Annotated in this window: 16 protein-coding genes and 1 tRNA gene; 10 read left to right on the top strand and 7 right to left on the bottom strand. The window is 61.3% G+C overall.

Annotated features, from left to right (window positions below; translation table 11 throughout):
• Positions 1-57 precede the first annotated feature (57 nt).
• The 3 genes from NKJ94_RS04015 to NKJ94_RS04005 all read left to right on the top strand — a co-directional run bounded on the left by NKJ94_RS04015 (position 58) and on the right by NKJ94_RS04005 (position 2109).
• Complete coding sequence (locus NKJ94_RS04015) at positions 58-819, top strand: 3-hydroxyacyl-CoA dehydrogenase (protein WP_352523089.1); 762 nt, start codon at positions 58-60, stop codon at positions 817-819.
• A 16-nt stretch (positions 820-835) separates the two neighbouring features.
• Positions 836-1597 (top strand): HugZ family pyridoxamine 5'-phosphate oxidase, encoded by a 762-nt coding sequence (locus tag NKJ94_RS04010; protein WP_352523088.1) that lies wholly within the window; start codon positions 836-838, stop codon positions 1595-1597.
• A gap of 173 nt (positions 1598-1770) precedes the next feature.
• Positions 1771-2109: an ArsR/SmtB family transcription factor gene (locus tag NKJ94_RS04005; protein ID WP_352523087.1), complete on the top strand. Its 339-nt coding sequence runs from the start codon at positions 1771-1773 to the stop codon at positions 2107-2109.
• Positions 2110-2163: 54 nt separating this feature from the next.
• On the opposite strand, the gene NKJ94_RS04000 is transcribed toward NKJ94_RS04005, so the two are convergent.
• Positions 2164-3165 (bottom strand): L,D-transpeptidase, encoded by a 1002-nt coding sequence (locus NKJ94_RS04000; protein WP_352523086.1) that lies wholly within the window; start codon positions 3163-3165, stop codon positions 2164-2166.
• Between the two features lie 304 nt (positions 3166-3469).
• On the opposite strand from NKJ94_RS04000, the gene NKJ94_RS03995 reads away from it, so the two are divergent.
• Positions 3470-4267, top strand: a complete 798-nt coding sequence (locus tag NKJ94_RS03995) for a TrmH family RNA methyltransferase (RefSeq protein ID WP_352523085.1) — start codon at positions 3470-3472, stop codon at positions 4265-4267.
• 31 nt (positions 4268-4298) lie between these two features.
• Here the strand turns inward: NKJ94_RS03995 and NKJ94_RS03990 are convergent, their stop codons facing one another.
• Both NKJ94_RS03990 and NKJ94_RS03985 read right to left on the bottom strand, forming a co-directional pair.
• Entirely contained in the window at positions 4299-5465 is a 1167-nt protein-coding gene (locus tag NKJ94_RS03990; RefSeq protein WP_352523084.1) for a coiled-coil domain-containing protein, read from the bottom strand.
• Between the two features lie 182 nt (positions 5466-5647).
• Positions 5648-6184: a DUF1134 domain-containing protein gene (locus NKJ94_RS03985; protein ID WP_245278600.1), complete on the bottom strand. Its 537-nt coding sequence runs from the start codon at positions 6182-6184 to the stop codon at positions 5648-5650.
• 385 nt (positions 6185-6569) lie between these two features.
• Between NKJ94_RS03985 and chpT the strand changes: the two genes are divergently transcribed.
• Together chpT and NKJ94_RS03975 are read left to right on the top strand one after the other, a co-directional pair.
• Positions 6570-7199: a histidine phosphotransferase ChpT gene (gene chpT / locus NKJ94_RS03980; protein WP_352523083.1), complete on the top strand. Its 630-nt coding sequence runs from the start codon at positions 6570-6572 to the stop codon at positions 7197-7199.
• 239 nt (positions 7200-7438) lie between these two features.
• Complete coding sequence (locus tag NKJ94_RS03975; RefSeq protein ID WP_352523082.1) at positions 7439-7807, top strand: response regulator; 369 nt, start codon at positions 7439-7441, stop codon at positions 7805-7807.
• 98 nt (positions 7808-7905) lie between these two features.
• On the opposite strand, the gene ctrA is transcribed toward NKJ94_RS03975, so the two are convergent.
• Complete coding sequence (gene ctrA / locus NKJ94_RS03970; RefSeq protein ID WP_006203583.1) at positions 7906-8601, bottom strand: response regulator transcription factor CtrA; 696 nt, start codon at positions 8599-8601, stop codon at positions 7906-7908.
• Between the two features lie 450 nt (positions 8602-9051).
• Between ctrA and NKJ94_RS03965 the strand changes: the two genes are divergently transcribed.
• Positions 9052-9429 carry a flagellar export protein FliJ gene (locus tag NKJ94_RS03965; RefSeq protein WP_023719275.1) on the top strand — a complete coding sequence of 126 codons (378 nt, stop codon included), beginning with the start codon at positions 9052-9054 and terminating at the stop codon, positions 9427-9429.
• A 62-nt stretch (positions 9430-9491) separates the two neighbouring features.
• Here NKJ94_RS03965 and NKJ94_RS03960 read toward each other — a convergent pair whose 3' ends face one another.
• Positions 9492-9707, bottom strand: a complete 216-nt coding sequence (locus NKJ94_RS03960; RefSeq protein ID WP_352523081.1) for a winged helix-turn-helix transcriptional regulator — start codon at positions 9705-9707, stop codon at positions 9492-9494.
• Between the two features lie 188 nt (positions 9708-9895).
• Complete coding sequence (sciP, locus tag NKJ94_RS03955; RefSeq protein WP_023679563.1) at positions 9896-10171, bottom strand: CtrA inhibitor SciP; 276 nt, start codon at positions 10169-10171, stop codon at positions 9896-9898.
• Between the two features lie 262 nt (positions 10172-10433).
• Between sciP and mnmA the strand changes: the two genes are divergently transcribed.
• On the top strand, positions 10434-11624 hold the full coding sequence (mnmA, locus tag NKJ94_RS03950) for a tRNA 2-thiouridine(34) synthase MnmA (protein WP_352523080.1): 1191 nt from the start codon (positions 10434-10436) through the stop codon (positions 11622-11624).
• Between the two features lie 86 nt (positions 11625-11710).
• Here the strand turns inward: mnmA and NKJ94_RS03945 are convergent, their stop codons facing one another.
• Entirely contained in the window at positions 11711-12670 is a 960-nt protein-coding gene (locus NKJ94_RS03945; RefSeq protein ID WP_352523079.1) for a Gfo/Idh/MocA family protein, read from the bottom strand.
• Between the two features lie 237 nt (positions 12671-12907).
• On the opposite strand from NKJ94_RS03945, the gene NKJ94_RS03940 reads away from it, so the two are divergent.
• Both NKJ94_RS03940 and NKJ94_RS03935 read left to right on the top strand, forming a co-directional pair.
• A tRNA-Met gene (locus NKJ94_RS03940) sits at positions 12908-12984 on the top strand.
• 1409 nt (positions 12985-14393) lie between these two features.
• On the top strand, positions 14394-15107 hold the full coding sequence (locus NKJ94_RS03935; protein WP_352523078.1) for a ParA family protein: 714 nt from the start codon (positions 14394-14396) through the stop codon (positions 15105-15107).
• Positions 15108-15708: the final 601 nt, after the last annotated feature.

The raw sequence follows: 15708 nt of genomic DNA, 5'->3' as shown, positions 1-15708 counted from the left end.
GGTGCTGTTGTACGGTGGCTTCGCAGCATAGTCTGGGCACAGAGGAGGACCGTCGAGATGAACCCGAACGGCCAGATTGCGATCGTCACCGGTGGCGGCTCTGGCCTTGGCGAGGCGACGGCGCGCGCACTTGCCGCCAGCGGCGCCAGCGTTGCCGTCCTCGATCTCGGCATCGAGCGTGCGGCGAAGGTGGCGGCCGACATCGGCGGCATCGCCGTCCGATGCGACGTGAGCAACGCGGAGAGCGGTGCCGCTGCAGTCGCGGACGTGGTGGCAAAGCTTGGCGGACCGCGCATCCTGATCAATTGCGCCGGCATCGCCATCGGCGTGAAGACGATCGGCAAGGACGGACCGCATCCGCTCGACCAATACCGCAAGGTGATCGAGGTCAATCTGATCGGCACCTTCAACATGATCCGCCTGGTTGCCGACCGGGCCGCCAGGCTCGAACCGCTGCAGGGCGGCGAGCGCGGCGTTATCGTCAACACCGCATCGGTCGCGGCCTATGACGGCCAGATCGGCCAGGCGGCCTATTCGGCGTCGAAGGGCGGCGTCGTCGGCATGACGCTGCCGGTGGCGCGCGATCTCGCCCGCTCCGGCATTCGCGTCTGCACCATCGCGCCCGGCATTTTCAGGACACCGATGATGGCTGGCATGCCGCAGGAGGTGCAGGATTCGCTCGGTGCCGCGGTGCCCTTCCCTTCCCGTTTGGGCGAGCCTTCCGAATATGCCGCACTTGCCTTGCACATCATCGAGAACCAGATGCTCAACGGCGAGACCATTCGGCTTGATGGCGCCATCCGCATGGCGCCGAAATAAACGCGACGGTGGTGCTTTGGACAAACCCAAGAAAGACGTAATCCGCGAGACCGACGCCGAGGCGATCAGGCTGGCAAAGACGCTGATCCGCAGCGCCCGTTTCGGCGCGCTGGCGGTGATCGAACCAGGAACCGGTTCGCCGCTGGCCAGCAGGGTCGGCGTCGCCACCGACATCGACGGCACGCCGCTGATCCTGGTCTCGATGCTGTCCGCCCATACCGGCGCCATTCTTGCCGACCCGCGCTGCTCGTTGCTCGTCGGCGAGCCCGGCAAGGGCGATCCGCTGGCGCATCCGCGATTGACGCTGGTCTGCCGGGCCGTGCGGCTGCAGCGCGGCTCGAACGAGCACGCCCGCACCGAGCGGCGCTATCTCAACCGCAATCCCAAGGCAAAGCTCTATGCCGGGCTCGGCGACTTCTCGATTTTCCGGCTCGAACCGGAGCGCGCCAGCCTGAACGGCGGCTTCGGCAAGGCCTATCTGCTCGACCGCACCGATCTGGTCGCGACGGGAGCGATCGTCGAAGAGCTTGCCGCCGGCGAGCAATCGGCACTCGACCATATGAACGCCGACCATCTTGATGCGATTGCCCTCTATGCGGGCCATTTCGGCGGCGCCAGTGGCGACGGCTGGACCGTCGCCGGCTTCGACGCCGATGGCATGGATCTCGTATCGGGCGACAATGTCTGCCGGGTCTTCTTTCCCAATCCGCTGCAGGCGGCACGCGACCTCAGGCCTGTTCTGGTCGACATGGCAAAGGCTGCCCGTTCGGCAAATTGAACACAGCTGGACAGTTAATCGGCTTGCATGGAAAGCAAGCCTTGAGATTTGAGCGAAATGTTCTACCTTTGCGAGTGACGCTGAATCGCTGGCGTGCAATCTACTGGGAAGTCTATGGAATCAGACGCTATTGCCCCCATAGCGTCAGATGAGCAGGAAGGCATGGGGGATCGATGGTCTCGAACAAGCTAGTCGCCAACGCCGGAGCCGCGGCCGCGTTTCTGACGCTGATGGGTAACGAAAAACGTTTGTTGATCATGAGCTATCTGGCCGAGGGCGAAATGTCGGTCGGCGCCATAGCCGAGAAAGTGTCGCTCAGCCAATCCGCCCTGTCACAGCATCTGGCCAAGCTGCGGGCATCCGACCTTGTCGAGACCCGCCGCGATCGGCAAATGATCTATTATTCCTGCAAATCCGACGCCGTGCGCGAACTGCTGCATATGCTGGACGGCATTTTCGGGGAAGGTGAGCTGTCGCAGATGGCTTACCGGCTGCGTCGCGCCGGGACCTGAGCGCCGGAGCGGGGATGCTCCCGCCAAATCCGTTTGGCTGCCAAGTCCGCCTTGCTACTCAGCGCGCTGGTCGGCGGCCTGCGCCACCTCGTCCTTGAAGTCGACCTTCGTGCCCGGCTGCACCATGGAGGCAAGGTCTTCGGCATCCCAGTTGGTCAACCGGATGCAGCCATGCGAAAAGGTCGTGCCGATCTTGCCTGGCTCGGGCGTGCCGTGGATGCCATAGCTTTCGATGGAGAGATCGATCCAGACCGATCCCACGGGATTGTTCGGCCCGGCAGCGATTGTGAAGGGCCGCTTGGTCTTGACTCCCTTGAAAGCGAAGTCCGGATCATAGTGATAGGTGGGATTGTGAACCACGCGCTTGACCTCTGCCATGCCGCTTGGCGCCGGCTTCTCATCGCTTCCAATGGAGGCGGCGTAGACCGCCAGCCATTTGCCGGCACGGTCGAGCACACGCACCAGGCGAGCGCCCTTGTCGATCTCGATGCCGGCGACGCCGGCGGGAGGGTCGCTCCTGTCGACATCAGGCACCACCAAGGTCGTGCCGGGCTTCCTGGGCCGGGCGCCCGGATTGAGCATCCTGAGCAGCTGTTCGCTGATATGGAAGCGCTCAGCCAACCTCTCCACCGCATTGCGGTAGCCGAGCCGCCGTAAGCGGGCCATCCTCTCCATGCGAGCCGGAATACGCTTGGTGAAAGGTCCGCGCACATCCTTGCGCATCACCTCATAGGTCACCAGCACCGGCTTGGCGGAGGTTGCGATGAGCTTGCTCCAGGTCTGTGGACTGAGCTTGCCATCAGGCGGAAGTCCGTTTGCCGCCTGAAAGGCGGCAACGGCCTTGGCGAAGTTCTGGGAACGGCGACCGTCGATCAGGCCCGGCGAGAAGCGGGCGCGATCCAGAAGGATCTGCGCCTTCAGCAGCATCGGATCGACACCCTTCGGTTCGCCGATAGTGAATTGGGCCTGATTGACGGTGGCTGGATCGAGCTTGGCCGCGTGCGCGCCGCATGCGAAGGCAAGCGTCGCGGCGAAGACGAGGAGGAGCCTGATCATCGATGTCCTCCGTGGACTGCAACAGGAGCCCGCTTCTATGACGCGGCACGGCCCCGTGTGGTTCCGTCGCTCGATCGAAATTCTGAATTGAAGCGGCCTGGCTGAAGAGCCGTGCCGCGGGAAACAAAATCTCCGCCTCGCCAGGAGGCCAAGCGGAATCGTAGCTGTGTCCAGTGGATTTGACCGTTAGAGCGACGTGCATCCGTTTGGACGCTGAGATACGGTCTGAACTTCGGATCCGGCATCGTGCCTTCCGAAACCGAATTCCGATTTGCGGCCGACGCCATGGTCCGCCGAGGAACCCATGAACCTCATCCGCATCGACGACCCGCAGGATCCCCGCGTCGCCGCCTATCTCGACATCCGCGAACGCGATCTGGCCGGCCGCCAGGGCCGTTTCGTCGCCGAAGGCAAGGTGGTGCTCGACACCCTGCTTGCCGCCCGGCGCTTCGAGGCAGAATCGATATTGGTGCTCGAAAACCGGCTGGCTGGCCTGGACGAGATTTTGCGAAAGGCGCCTGCGGGGCTTCCGATCCATGTCGCGTCAGGCGAAGTCATGGACAGGATTGCCGGATTCCACATGCATCGCGGCATATTGGCGATCGGCCGCAAGGGCGCGACGCCGTCCGCCGAGGCCTTGCTTGGCGCACTGCCCGCCCGCGCGCTGATCGTGGTGCTGGTCGGCATCGCCAATCATGACAATATGGGCTCGATCTTCCGCAATGCCGCCGCCTTTGGCGCGGATGCCGTGCTTCTCGATCCGACCTGCTGCGACCCGCTGTACCGCAAGGCAATCCGCGTCTCGGTCGGCGCCGCCTTGAAGGTCCCCTTTGCCTCCTTTGCCGACGCCGCCGGCTGCACCGCAATGCTCGACCGGCAAGACTTCAGCCAGTTCGCGTTGTCGCCGCGCGGGCAGATCGACATTCGCGATGCCAAGAGAAACGAGCGGCTGGCGCTTTATCTCGGCACCGAGGGCGAAGGCCTGCCGGAAAGCCTGCTTGCCCGCCTGCAGACGCTGCGGATCGGTATGGCGGAAGGCTTCGACAGCCTGAACGTCGCGGCTGCATCGGCCATTGCACTTCATCATTTTTCCGGAATTTGAGTCGGGCATTTTGCGGCCAAGTGGCGGTATTTCAATTGGTCGAAGCCGCCTTCTGCAGCGCCCGCACGCGGTCGGCAAGGCTGCGCCCGCCACTCTCCGACCGCGTATCCTCAGGCGCTGCCAGCGCCCGGGCGATCGGCGAATCCGGCCCGTCGAGCTTCGCCGTCAAGGCCACGACTTGCGCCGCAAGATCGTTCATCTCCTCGCGCAATGCCGCATTGGCACGGCCCGTATCGTCTCCGGCTTGCGATTTCGACGTTTCGGAGGCAGCAAGATCCGTCTTCAGCCTCCTGTTCTCGCGAGCCAGCGACGTCAGTCTGGCCTCCAGCCGCTCGCGATCGCCATCGAGCTTGGCGGTTGCCTTTTCGACGTCGTCGCCGTTGGCGGGCGTGCTGACCTGGCTGCCTGGCACGCCGGCAAGGCGCACCGCAGGCGCGCTTTCAGCGCCTCTAGGCTTTTCGCGAAGGCGCGCCAGTTCCTTTTCGCGGCGCTCCAGCCTGTCCTCGCGATCGGCCAGCGTGGCGAGCAGGCGTTCGACTTTCTTTTCCAGTTCACCGGTTCTTTTCTTCTCGGCCTTCAGCGCGTCCCGCAAGGCCTTGCTCTCGGCTGCCAACTCCTGGCTGCGCCTGTCCGCTTCCTTGCGCTGGCCGCGCAGCAGCGAAATGTCGCTTGCCAGCTTCTGCAGCTCGGATTCGCGCGCCACCAGCTCGATTTGCCGGCTGCTGGACGAGAAACTGGCATCGTCATACATGTGCTCCAGTTTTCGCAGTTCGAGCCCGCGTTTTTCGAGCGCGCGCTCGGTTTCCGCAAGCCGCTCCGACAGCTGCTGCAGCTGCTCATCGCGCTTGCGAAGCTCCTCGCTCCTGGTTGTGAGGTCGGCGACGACCCGGTTCTTGTCCTGCCGCTCGGCCGCCAATTCCTTCAGGGCTTCGCGGTTGCGGCCGATCTCGACCAGCTGTTCGGCCGCTTTCTCGCGCAATGACTTGATGGTCATTTCGAGCCGTCGCGCCGAAACGGCAAACTCGGCGCGGACGCGATCCTTGTCCGCCTGGATCTCGGCCAGCGTCAGCGGCATCGAGCCCTCGACGCGTCTGCGCGTCAGCACCACCGCCCGCCGCCAGACGGCCGGGGCAATCATCAGCGCCAGAAATCCCGCGCAGAGAAAGCCAAGGACAAAGAACAGGATGGACTGGACCAAGGTGACTATCCGTTATGCATGGCGGGCCGTTATGCATGGCAGGCCGCTATATATGGCACGCAACGGCCAAAGTTGGACTTTGCCATCATCGCATGACGGAAATCCGACGCCGCGGCAAGGGTATGCCGCAGCAAAGCTCAGCCTGTCAGTCACAGGTCCATAGCAATGACGCAATCATGCCGTCAGAACGGATTCCAGGTCGCGCGCTGGGTGAGCTTGAGGTAGCCGAGATTGACGCCGAGCCGGGCGCCGACGCCGGTACGGATCGGCACGAGCAGCACATTGTTGTTCTTCAGCACGTTGAAACCGACGCCGGCGATGACATAGGCGGAGCCGGCCACGCCGCCAAAACGGTTATAGAGGCTGCTCACATCGTCGAGATTGTAGACCAGCATCATCACGCGCGAGCCCTCGCCGCCGAAATCCCAGCCGAGCGACGGGCCTTGCCAGAACACTTTGTGATCGCCGGCATTCTTGGTGTAGAGCGTGCCTTCACCATAGGTCAGGCCACCGATCAGCGCCCCGGAGCCCTCTTCGCCGAGCAGATAGCCGTTCGGCAGGCCATAGGTGGCGAAAATCTTCTCGACGACGGTGGCGAGCCCACCCGATGTCGCGCCGAAGAATTTGTGACCGGAATCGACGATTTCCTGGGCGGTATATTCCTGAGCCCGCGCGGCCGATGTCGAAAAGGCGACAAGGCCGATGAGGGCGATCGTCATTGAGATGACACGGAAAAAAGTCCGGTCGTAGAATCGGGAAAACATGCTTCCAATCTCCGTCAGGGAGCACCTTCGCCGACGCCTCGCACCCGTACGGCTCTTTGGCGGCCGTTAAGGATGACTGTTAGGGGCAAACTATGCCGTAATCCTTTTTCAACCATTAAACTCTCACATGAAGATGGCGGTTCGAAGGCTGTTTTGCACCGCCCGCGCAGCACCCATGCTGCGTGAACACACCATTTTCGACAATCATAATTTTGGATTTGTTGCTGCACGCCCAAGCGCTGTGTATTCAGAATGCTTGGGAGAGAGCGTGATTCGTGTGGACAGGCGTGATCATGATCGCCCGGTCATTTTGTTGTGAAATTTGCAGGGATTTTTGCCGATGGCCGAGCTTTTCACCCTTTCCGCACCCGACCTGGCAGCGCTGCTGTGCAGCCGGGTCTGCCACGACATCATTTCGCCGGTCGGCGCCATAAACAACGGGCTTGAGCTGCTCGACGAAGGCGGCGCCGACGAAGACGCCATGAAGCTGATCCGCCAAAGCGCCAAAAACGCCTCCGCCCGCCTGCAATTCGCGCGCATCGCCTTCGGCGCCGCCGGTTCCGCCGGCATGTTGATCGACACCGGGGACGCCGAGGCCGTCGCCATCGCCTTCCTGAAGAACGAGAAGCCGGAACTGGTCTGGAACGGGACCCGCGCGCTGTTGCCCAAGAACAAGGTCAAGCTGCTGCTCAACCTCATCCTCGTCGCCAACGCTGCCATTCCGCGCGGCGGCAGGCTGGTGGTCACGCTGGAGAACCTCGAGACCGAGCCGCGCTTTGCGCTCGCTGCGAGTGGCCCGATGCTGCGCGTGCCGCCCAAATTCCTGGAATTGCATTCCGGCCACAGACCGGAAGAGCCGATCGACGCGCATTCGGTGCAACCCTATTACACGCTGCTTTTGGCCCGCGAAGCCAACATGACGATATCGATCCATGCGACCGCCGACGAGATCGTCCTTTCCGCAGCCTGAAGTTCTCCGAAAGAGCGGGAAAGTATTTTCTCCAAGTCATATTTGCGGCGTTGCCTTAACATCTGTGGGGCGGGCTTGCAGATTGATTGCGTGAAGCATTGCGAAAGAAGATTTCGCTTAAAACACCTTCAGGAAAATTTTACCTAACGGCTTTTCGGCTTCTTTACCAGATCGGCCTATGTTCCCCGGCAGATGCCACGACGCTGCCGGTTCGCCGCATGGCAAAGAGGGGTCCGGGAATGAAACGCTGCATGTTCGTCGACAATTCGAGCGTCATCAGGAAGGTTGCAAAGCGTATCCTGGGCGGCTCCGGCATGATGGTGATCGAAGCCGCCAGCGGCCATGAGGCGATCGAGATGTGCACTGCCGACATGCCGGACATCATCGTTGTCGATGGCGCCTTGCCGGACATGCAGGCGCAGGAACTCATCCGCCGCGTGCGCTCCATGGAAAGCCCGGTATTGCCGCAAGTCTTGATTTCGCTGGTCGAGGTCGACGTCGGGGCGATCATGCGGGCAAAACGCGCCGGCGCCCAGGGCTACCTGCTGAAGCCGTTCAACCGGCCGCAATTGCTCGAGTGCTTCCGCGCCTTGAAGATTGCCGCCTGATCAGAGCCTGTTCCATCCTGACGAAATCGGGATGGGTTCTATCTTATTGTTTTACTGTGTTCTTTTCCGAAAACCGGCATCCACTTTCGGGATCTAGTTCAGGCGCTGACCCGGATATCTTCCGGCTCACGCAGCACATAGCCGCGGCCCCAGACGGTCTCGATGTAATTCTGCCCGCCCGACGCGGCGTCGAGCTTCTTGCGCAGCTTGCAAATAAAGACGTCGATGATCTTCAGCTCCGGCTCGTCCATGCCGCCATAGAGATGGTTGAGGAACATTTCCTTGGTCAGCGTCGTGCCCTTGCGCAGCGAGAGCAGCTCCAGCATCTGATATTCCTTGCCGGTCAGATGCACGCGCTGGCCACCGACTTCAACGGTCTTGGCATCGAGATTGACCACCAGGTCACCGGTGGTGATGACCGACTGGGCGTGGCCCTTGGAACGCCGCACGATGGCATGGATGCGGGCGACCAGTTCGTCCTTGTGGAAGGGCTTGGTCATGTAATCGTCAGCGCCGAAGCCGAGGCCGCGCACCTTGTCCTCGATGCCGGCCATGCCGGAGAGAATGAGGATCGGCGTCTTCACCTTGGAAAGGCGAAGTGTTCTCAAAACTTCATAGCCCGACATGTCGGGGAGATTGAGATCGAGGAGAATGATGTCGTAATCATAAAGCTTGCCTAGATCGACGCCCTCTTCACCAAGATCGGTCGTATAGACATTGAAACTTTCTGATTTCAGCATCAGCTCGATGCTTTGTGCGGTTGCACTGTCGTCTTCTATCAGCAGAACGCGCATTTCATTCCCCTTTTCTGCTGCCGGACCATTTCACGACCCGTCCAGGACCGGAGCAGTGATTGCCTGAGCAGAGGCTGCCATCGAATGGTTAATAAAACCTAATTCCCCGTCCATGACGGTATCAGATTTTTTAACCCCTTTCTACACCTCGTTGAATCCAATAATGAATCACAGACCTAAACCGTTAATGCAGCACATTAATAAGCCAGACTAAGTGACTCTTCGGACTCGTTGGCCGGGTTTCGCGACGAGTAGCAGAATTTTTACCCGCCCTTAAGTCCTGAGCCGTATGATTAACAATGCCCGTAAACGAATGGTTACCGCCGGCAAAAAACTTTAGGAATTTGTTTCCCATAGTTCCGGGAAAGCCGGTGGAAACGGGTGAAGCCTGGGCCTTGCCGGGTGAATTGGACGATATGTGCAGGTGTGCGTTTCCGGGAGTACCGAATCATGAAGTCACGTGAAAACCTCGTTCGGCTGAAGCAATTTCAGGTGAGCGAGAAGCGGCGGCAGCTGCTGCAGCTCGACATGATGATCGCCGAGTTCGAGCGCATGGCCGTCGAGCTGGAACTTCAGATCGCCGCCGAAGAGAAGAAGGCCGGCATCACCGACATCAATCATTTTGCCTATCCGACCTTCGCCAAGGCGGCACGCCTGCGCCGCGACAACCTCAGGAATTCGCAAAGCGACCTCGCCCAGCAGCGAAATGTCGCCGAATCATTGCTGAGCGAAGCTGAAGCCGAACTTTCCAAGGCCGAGATGCTCGAATCGCGCGACACGAAGGCGCGCGACACGGAAGCCGGCGGCCGCAGCGCCATGATCGGCTGAAAACAAGGCTTTAAAGCGCGTCGCGCTTGAGCGCTACTGCGGCGCACCGAACGGTGCCGGCCTCAGGCACCCAAATCTCCTTGCTGTTCCGCCGCCCGCGCGCGGGCGTCCTTGATGTAGGGCACATGCTGCCCCGACCAGGCCCTGATCTGGTTGAGCAGCCCGGCCAGGTTCTGGCCGAGTTCTGTCAACTCGTATTCGACGCGCGGTGGAATGACCGGGAACACCTCGCGCCGTACCAGGCCGTCGCGCTCGAGGATGCGCGTCTGCGTCAGCATTTTCGGCGTGATGCCTTCCGAGCTTGCGCGCCAATTCGCCGTTGCCGCGAGGTGGTGCTGATCTGAACCGAAGGTTCTCACCCCGGCAAAATAGCCAAAAGTTCTCGCTCCGGCAAAAACGACCGAAGGGTTCTCGCCCGACAAACAAAAGGGCGCAGACCGCGCCCTCCATCATTGCTCAGACCGAGTTAATGCCGGTATTGCTGGATGCGCGTGGTGCGCAGCCCGGCAAGGCCGTATTCATCGATCGACGCCTGCCAGGACAGGAATTCCTCGGTGGTGAGCTTGTAGCGCTGGCACGCCTCTTCGAGGCTCAAAAGCCCGCCACGTACCGCCGCCACCACTTCCGCCTTGCGCCGGATAACCCAGCGACGTGTGTTCGTCGGCGGCAGATCGGCGATGGTAAGTGGGCTGCCGTCTGGCCCGATAACGTATTTGACTCGCGGTCTAATTAGATCGGTCATCGTACTCTCTACAAAAAACTCAAAGACCCAATCCCCACCACATTACCGCCACAGCTTTAAAATTTGCCTAAGCAGACCCTAATGGTTAGGTAAGGATCATGAACGCCGCGTTAGTCTTTTCGTCGGCATTTGAGACATTTGCCGGCAAGCGCGTTGAGCCCGGCCGGAAAAAATGAGCTGGCCCGGCAAAGCTGGCGCAGCCGAAAGGCTTGACCTATATTCCGGCCATTGGCATTGAAGCGCCGCGCAGAACGAAAGAACCATGAACAGCCTCGATCTTCCCGGACGCCCCGAAAACACCCGTGTCGTCGTCGCCATGTCGGGCGGCGTCGATTCGTCGGTCGTTGCCGGTCTTTTGAAGCGCGAGGGCTACGACGTCGTCGGCGTCACGCTGCAGCTCTACGACCACGGCGCGGCAACGCACCGGGCCGGCTCGTGCTGCGCCGGCCAGGACATCCACGATGCCCGCCGCGTCTCCGAGACGCTTGGCATCCCGCATTACGTGCTCGACTACGAGGAGCGCTTCCGCAAGGCGGTGATCGACCCGTTCGCCGAGAGCTATGTCGCCGGCGAAACGCCGATCCCTTGCGTCTCCTGCAATCAGACGGTGAAATTCGCCGATCTTCTCGCGACCGCCAAGGAACTCGGCGCCGACGCGCTGGCCACCGGCCACTACATCCGTTCCGGTGCCAACGGCGCCCATCGCGCGCTTTACCGGCCGGTCGACGCCGACCGCGACCAGAGCTACTTCCTGTTTGCCACCACCCAGGCGCAGATCGACTATCTGCGCTTTCCGCTCGGCGGCCTGTCGAAGCCGCAGGTTCGCGCCATCGCCGAGGAGATGGGACTGAGCGTCGCCGCCAAGCAGGACAGCCAGGACATCTGCTTTGTGCCGCAGGGCAAATATTCCGACATCATCGCCAAGCTGAAGCCGGCTGCCGCCAATCCGGGCGACATCGTCCATATAGACGGGCGCGTGCTTGGCCGCCACGAAGGCATTTTGCGCTACACCGTCGGTCAGCGCCGCGGCATCGGCATCGCCTCCGGCGAGCCGCTCTACGTCGTCCATCTCGACGCCGACCGGGCCCGCGTCGTCGTCGGTCCGCGCGAGGCGCTGGAAACCCACAAGATCTTCTTGCGCAACATGAACTGGCTGGGCGATGGCCCGCTGGCCGATATCCCGGCGGCCGGGCTGGAGCTTTTCGCCAAGGTGCGCTCGACACGGCCGCCGCGTCCGGCCGTGCTGCATCACCGCGCCGGCGTCACTTTCGTGGAGCTGGTCGACGGCGAGTCCGGCATCGCGCCCGGTCAGGCCTGCGTGCTCTATTCCGACGACGGCAACGAGGCGCGCGTGTTCGGCGGTGGCTTCATCGAGCGCTCCGAGCGCGGCGCCGAAGCCGAGGCGATGTTGACGCGGCTTGCCGTCCAGCCGGCGCGGGTTCCCGCCGAATAGACAGCGGTCGTTCTCAAGGCCCATCCTCTCGGGGCCTGGTCTCTCAAAGTCTGTTTCTCAGAATCTATTTCTCAGGGCCGATTTTCTCAGGGCCTGCTGTGGGCGACGGTGCCCGCGGTCAGGATGCGCAGCACCCGGATGGCTTCCTCGCCGCTGGTGCGCGGTTCGGCCCGCGTCTCGATGCAGTGGATGAAATGCTCGAGCTCGCGCGTCAGCGGCATGCCCTCGCCGACCGCGACATAGGACGGCTCGTTGGCGGTAAACGCCCATTGGCCGCTGTCCTGCCACACCGCGTGGCGGTAGACGGCAAGCTTGCGTTCCCACGGCTCGACATCGTCGAACACCGCCATCGCCTTTGTGCCGACAACGGTCAGCCGGCGTTCGCGGTAAGGATTGAGCCGCGAGGCGAACAGATGGCCGCGCAAGCCGTTGGGAAAGCGCATGTGCAGATGCGCGAAGTCGCTGAGATTGTCGAGAAGGGCAGCCCCCTCGCCGCGCACCTCGACCGGCTCAGTGCCGGTGATGGCCAGGATCATCGACAGGTCGTGCGGCGCCAGATCCCACAGCGCGTCGTTCTCGGTGTGGAACTTGCCGAGCCCGAGCCGGTGCGAGTGGATGTAGCGGACCTCGCCAAGCTCGCCATTGTCGATCAGCGCCTTCAGCGTCTCGAAGGCGGGATGAAAGCGCAGCACATGGCCGACCATGAACACACGGCCATTGTCGGCGGCAGCCTTCACCGACCGCTCGGCATCGGCCACCGTCAGCGCGATCGGCTTTTCCACCAGCACGTCCTTGCCGCCGAGCACCGCGCGCACAGCCATGTCGGCATGGAACTGCGGCGGCAGCGCCATGACGATGGCATCGACGTCATCACGGGCAAACAGCGCCTCCGGTTCGATCGCCAGGCAATCCTGCTCGCTGGCGAAACCTTCCGCACGCGCAGGGTTGACGTCCGAAACCGCGTGCAGCGCGCCGAGCGCCTTGAGGGTACGGATGTGGTTGCTGCCCCAGTATCCGCAACCGAGGACTGCAATGCGCGGTTTCATCAATTTCTGACCATGACTTTCGTGGCCGAGACATAGCGGCGTGCCTCGCCGAACTCAACCCCGGCCTGTGCGCTCAAATGTCTGCCCGGCAGAGCTTTAGGGCAGGCGGAATATGCCGACGCTGCAGCCACTTCGATGCTTGACAGGCTTGCCGTCGCAACCTTATATCCGCGCGACCTTGGCGAACGTGTCGATATGCCTGCCGATTTAAGCTGGATTTCGGGCCTTCGCCGCCCTGGCGGGGTAGCTCAGTTGGTTAGAGCACGGGAATCATAATCCTGGGGTCGGGGGTTCAAGTCCCTCTCCCGCTACCACCTTTCCCCACACTCCTTTGACGCCGTTGGGAAAGGCATCCTCGCCCAAGAGCGCGGTGAGACGCCCGGCGATTTCGACTTCAATGCCGCCGATCCTTGATGGATCTCGAAACACAGTAACAGTTTCGATCAAGTCCCGCATCGCCTCTGCAGTTTCGGAATCGCCGGCCACAACGCCTTCGGCAAGCCCTGTTTGAAGCTGGTTTAGTTGACGAGGATCGCTGGTGTCTACAAGATACTCAGCCAGAACAGGGCTGGCACCCTCGATCTGCCGCCTTTTCTCGTTGCGGAAACGTGTATGCTGCAGCTTAGCGCGCTGTTTCCGCCCGGGTGGAGCTAGGCTGTCAGTTTAGTGAAGTCGTGGCGCCGCGCGCGAACATGTGCCAGCAAATTTGTTTCGTTTACGACCCCTGATTGAAAGAGATTCAGCGTGGTCGAGGCCAGAATCTGACCGTCTATCGAAGTGCTGTACCATTTAGCGTCGGCGGTTATCTGGTCGACAACCCGCTGGCAAATCGCCCGATCTTTAGGTCTAAGGAACTGACTTTTCAGCGCTCGTAGCATCTCGATGCCTTTAAAGGGGAGTCACTTGTCTCCCACGCGACACCCATGTGGGTCTCCCGAGAATGGATACTAAACGCATCTAGACAGAAAATTGCCATTCGTTTGAGTGGTACCGATGTGGGGCGTTGGGTCGATGACGTGGTTGCGATCCCGGCCGCGGTACGGAGGCGGGTCACCGACGACCGCATCAGGGATACACGCACTTCCTTAGGGGCGGCCCAGCAGCTTGGGTTAGGGGGGCCGCTGGGCCTGACCAGCGAGCGTTCGGGAATGCTCGACTGGCTGGTCTTCGAGCGGCCCACACGACTTTATCGCGACCATGAGCAGGGCCTTCGCCCCTGCCCCATCAAACGTCAAAACGCTTTCCAGGGTTCACCTCCAGGACCGCTTTGTCGGCTTTTGTGTGCCCCTCGTACTCGCCCGCAAGGGACGCTCCGCTCTTCGCCCTGGCCAGCTGCGTGCGAGCGTCACGGCCGGCCTCCGCGCGGCTCCGGGGTTCACCACAAAAGGAGCGGGAGGCCCGGAGCTGACTTCATCGATTCAACAAGGGTAATTTGTGCGATTGTGGAGACTTCCAGGATGGCTCAAACGGGAGCGCGCGGTTGATCCCATTTCACACGACTTCTTCACACGATGTGTTCACATGCCATGACGTTATGATGTGAAACTACGATGTGATTGAAATATCACACCCTTGGATAGTGAGGCGTGATCGCATCGTGTAAAAGCGCCATACGAAGCCAAGCATTCACGTCGTTTGGAAATGCTGTTTGCCCAAGAGGAGGCATGAGCGTGGCGACGGCCTGCCGTGTTCGGCTTTGGGGACGGCAAAAGAGGGATCAGACATGCCTCAACGAATTTGCGCGATCAGCGGCAAAGGCGGTGCCGGCAAGACGACGGTCATTATCCTCGTTGCCGGCGAGTACGCTATTCAGAGAAAGAAGGTTCTTCTGATCGACGCCGATCCGCGTCAGAACCTCGCCGAATGGTGGAAGCGATGTGAGGCCAAGGACAATCTTCCGGCCAACATCGAGCTGCACAGCGCGGCAACGCAGCGAAGCATTGAAACCGTTCTTGCCGAACAGGACGGCGCCTATGACCTAATCCTGATGGACTCACCGGGCGTCGACAGCGTCATCCGCGATACGATCATCCGCAACTCCGACCTGGTGCTGACGCCAATTCAGCCGAACCAGGATGAAATCAAGGCGGCCGGCGAAGCCGCCAACATCACGGCGGATATTGGCGATAGGGAGGGGCGTACGATTCCCCACGTCAACGTGGTGACGCGCATCGCCCTTCCGGGCCGCGTTCTCGAGGCTTACAGGCTGATCCGTCCGTTCATCGCCAATCTTCGCGCCAATGGCTATGAATCGACGTTGATGGAAACCAAGCTCGCCGAAAGAAATTGCTACCGCGAAATCCGCAACGGCCTCGGCACCTTGCAGATGCTCGAGCTGACCGACCCGGTCATGAAGGGTCGCGCGGAGGTCGCGGCGTTTGTGACTGAGCTGGATCGCCATGTCGCGGCAAACCGGGAAAAGGTGGGAAATGTCTAAGCCAGGCAAACTGTCCGTCTCTGACTTCCCTATCGCACCGCGGCGGCCGAAGCCGGCGACATCCAAAGCCACAATGAAACCAGCCTCTGTGTCGGAAGAGGCAGAGGCGGGAATGACTGCGCGGAAACCAACAGCGGTGCCGATTTCAGCAGCGGATGCGACAAGGGAACGGCCGCGGCGCGGTCTGCCAAATCCGAGCAGTGACGAGCGCAAGAGCAAGGCGATCGAACGTGCTCTTTCTCAGGAGAAGGGGCGCGCCTGCGCGACCTCAAACGAGCGCACGCGCGGGAAGCCAAGCACTACGTCAATTGCCCGCTGGACTACGACACGAAAATGCGACTGCAAAAGGCTGCCTTCGACAACGATATCAAAATGACGGTGATCATAAAGGCAGCCATCGACCAGTTCCTCCGAGACAACGGCTATTGATCCGTGAGCGGTCGAAGCCTCCTGCTCGGGATGACGATCGGTATCCTTATTGGCATCTACGCCGCACCGTTGATCGGTCGCCGAGGCTTCGACTTTGGTGAAGGCTCAAAAGCCGCTTCTCCATTGAACGGGCTTATGGAATCCGCTGTCGATGCGGCCATCCGGCCATCTG

This window comes from Mesorhizobium sp. M0060 (genome assembly GCF_040323155.1).
Lineage (GTDB): Bacteria > Pseudomonadota > Alphaproteobacteria > Rhizobiales > Rhizobiaceae > Mesorhizobium.
The sequence above is the reverse complement of the archived record's forward strand: the minus strand, read 5'-3'. Positions and strand labels throughout refer to the sequence as shown.